This window comes from Planktotalea sp. (assembly GCF_039984035.1).
In the GTDB taxonomy this organism is placed as follows: domain Bacteria; phylum Pseudomonadota; class Alphaproteobacteria; order Rhodobacterales; family Rhodobacteraceae; genus Planktotalea.
This window is the reverse complement of sequence record NZ_JBDWVM010000054.1, coordinates 1-2,285: the sequence shown is the minus strand read 5'-3', so window position 1 is coordinate 2,285 and position 2,285 is coordinate 1. Positions and strand designations below refer to the sequence as shown.

Here is a 2,285-nt window from a genome sequence, read left to right as displayed (position 1 = left end):
TCACTTTGAAATTAAAGAACCGCTTGGCGGCATAGGCAGCACGTTTCATATCCATCGTGAAATGACCACCGGCGCTGAGAATGCCGATGTCAGGATGATGCAGGTCTTCGAACAACTCCATATCCATCATGACGTCGGTATCGCCGCTGAAATAGATGACCTTGCCTTCGCCCGCGATCATGAAGCCAGTTTCTGTGCCCGCATAAACAGGACCGTTCGCGGATTTATAGGTGCTGGAATGGCTGGCTGCGACCATCGTCACATCCACATCGCCCAAGATAACAGTGCCACCGCGATTAAAGCCGATAGTGTTAATGCTATGCTCTTCCTCGGCAATGTTCATCAAATCGTACATGCCAACAGCGGGGATATCGAGCTCCTTGGCGACTTTGAACCCATCTGCGGTGTGATCAAAATGACCGTGACTGATGAGAACATAGGTTGCGCCTTTGATCGCCTCTGCACGTCGCTCTTCTGGGAAAACGGGGTTTCCTTCAAACCATGGATCGACCAGCAAGATTTCATCGGCAATTTCAATACGGAAACCGGAGTGACCAAGAGGGATGATTTTCATGCGCTGGGCTTTCTTGCTTTGGGTTGGATCAAAGCGATCTTGTTGCGATTCTGATGTGATCGCAAGGAGAAGCGGGATCAGCGGCGCGGGGGTATTTGATGCCCGTTTAAGCACCTAAATGTGCTCAAGAAGCGCTCTCTAACGCCGCAGGCCGCAATTAGAAGGCGCGCGCGCCTTCTCGTGGGCTTGCGACTGCTTGGCCCTAAGGCTAAATGCAAAGGCAACATGCTAAATGCGGAGACTTGCCCGATGTCCATTGATGTAGAAACAGCTGCTCGTGTAGCCAAACTTGCCCGCATTAAGGTTGAGCCTGATGCGCTGCCTGAGCTGGCGCAGGAATTCAGCAATATCCTTGGCTTTATCGAGCAATTGAATGAAGTGGATGTTGAGGGCGTTGAGCCGATGACATCTGTAACGCCGCAAAAACTATTCCGCCGCACGGATGTTGTGACGGATGGCAATCAGCCGGAAAAAGTGCTCGCCAATGCGCCCGACGCGCGCGAAGGCTTTTTTGCGGTTCCGAAGGTGGTTGAATAATGACTGATCTGACAAAAATGACGCTGGCTGGCGCGCGCGATGCGCTGCGCAAGGGCGAAACCACTTCTGTTGAACTAACGGAGACGTTTCTCAAGGAAATCGAAGGCGCTGGCGCGCTTAACGCATTTGTGCACCACACGCCGGAATTGGCGCTGGAGCAAGCCAAGGCTGCAGATGCGCGCATTGCGGGCGGCGATGCGCCTGACATGTGTGGTCTGCCGATCGGGATCAAAGACTTGTTCTGCACCAAGGGCGTGCCGTCACAAGCCGCGTCTGCTATCCTGAATGGCTTTAAGCCAGAGTATGAAAGCACAGTGAGCCAGAACTTGTTCGACGCAGGTGCAGTCATGCTGGGTAAGCTCAACATGGACGAATTCGCGATGGGCTCGTCTAACGAGACATCCATCTATGGCAACGCGATCAACCCATGGCGTCGTGGGAATGAGGATACGGAGCTGACACCGGGCGGCTCCTCTGGTGGTTCCGCATCTGCGGTTGCGGCGGACCTTTGTCTCGCGGCGACGGGCACAGACACAGGCGGATCGATCCGCCAGCCTGCAGCCTTCACGGGTATCACCGGGATCAAACCGACATACGGGCGTTGCTCGCGCTGGGGCACGATTGCCTTCGCATCTTCGCTTGATCAAGCGGGTCCAATGACCAAAGACGTGCGCGACGCGGCGATCATGTTGGAAACCATGTGTTCCTTCGACGAAAAAGATAGCACAAGTGCCAACCTGCCTGTGCCAAACTTTGAGGCGATGCTGACAGGCGACATCAAAGGCAAGACAATCGGTATTCCAAAAGAATATCGCATGGATGGCATGCCTGCCGAGATCGAAAAGCTCTGGGCGGACGGCACCGCGATGCTGAAAGATGCGGGCGCGAAGATCGTTGATATCTCGCTGCCACACACACAATACGCTCTACCTGCCTATTATGTGATCGCCCCTGCGGAAGCGTCTTCCAACCTCGCGCGCTATGACGGCGTGCGCTACGGCCACCGCGCCTCACTTGAAGCGGGTGACGGCATTACGGAAATGTACGAAAAAACCCGCGCTGAAGGCTTTGGCCCAGAAGTGCAGCGCCGCGTGATGATCGGGACTTATGTTCTAAGTGCTGGTTTTTATGACGCATATTACAACCGTGCGCGCCGCGTTCGGGCATTGATCAA

Annotated in this window: 3 protein-coding genes; 2 read left to right on the top strand and 1 reads right to left on the bottom strand. The window is 54.6% G+C overall.

Annotated features, from left to right (window positions below):
• A partial coding sequence (locus ABJQ89_RS02410; protein ID WP_348494678.1) for a metal-dependent hydrolase occupies positions 1-574 on the bottom strand: 574 nt, incomplete at its 3' end.
• A 249-nt stretch (positions 575-823) separates the two neighbouring features.
• Here ABJQ89_RS02410 and gatC point away from each other — a divergent pair.
• Positions 824-1,111: an Asp-tRNA(Asn)/Glu-tRNA(Gln) amidotransferase subunit GatC gene (gatC, locus tag ABJQ89_RS02405; RefSeq protein ID WP_348494677.1), complete on the top strand. Its 288-nt coding sequence runs from the start codon at positions 824-826 to the stop codon at positions 1,109-1,111.
• The coding region (locus ABJQ89_RS02400) for an amidase family protein (RefSeq protein WP_348494676.1) at positions 1,111-2,285 on the top strand (1,175 nt) is incomplete at its 3' end. The genes gatC and ABJQ89_RS02400, both read left to right, overlap by 1 nt.

Coding starts and splice junctions, on each gene's coding strand:
- gatC (WP_348494677.1), top strand. CDS start 824: ATGTCCATTGATGTAGAAACAGCTGCTCGTGTAGCCAAACTTGCCCGC.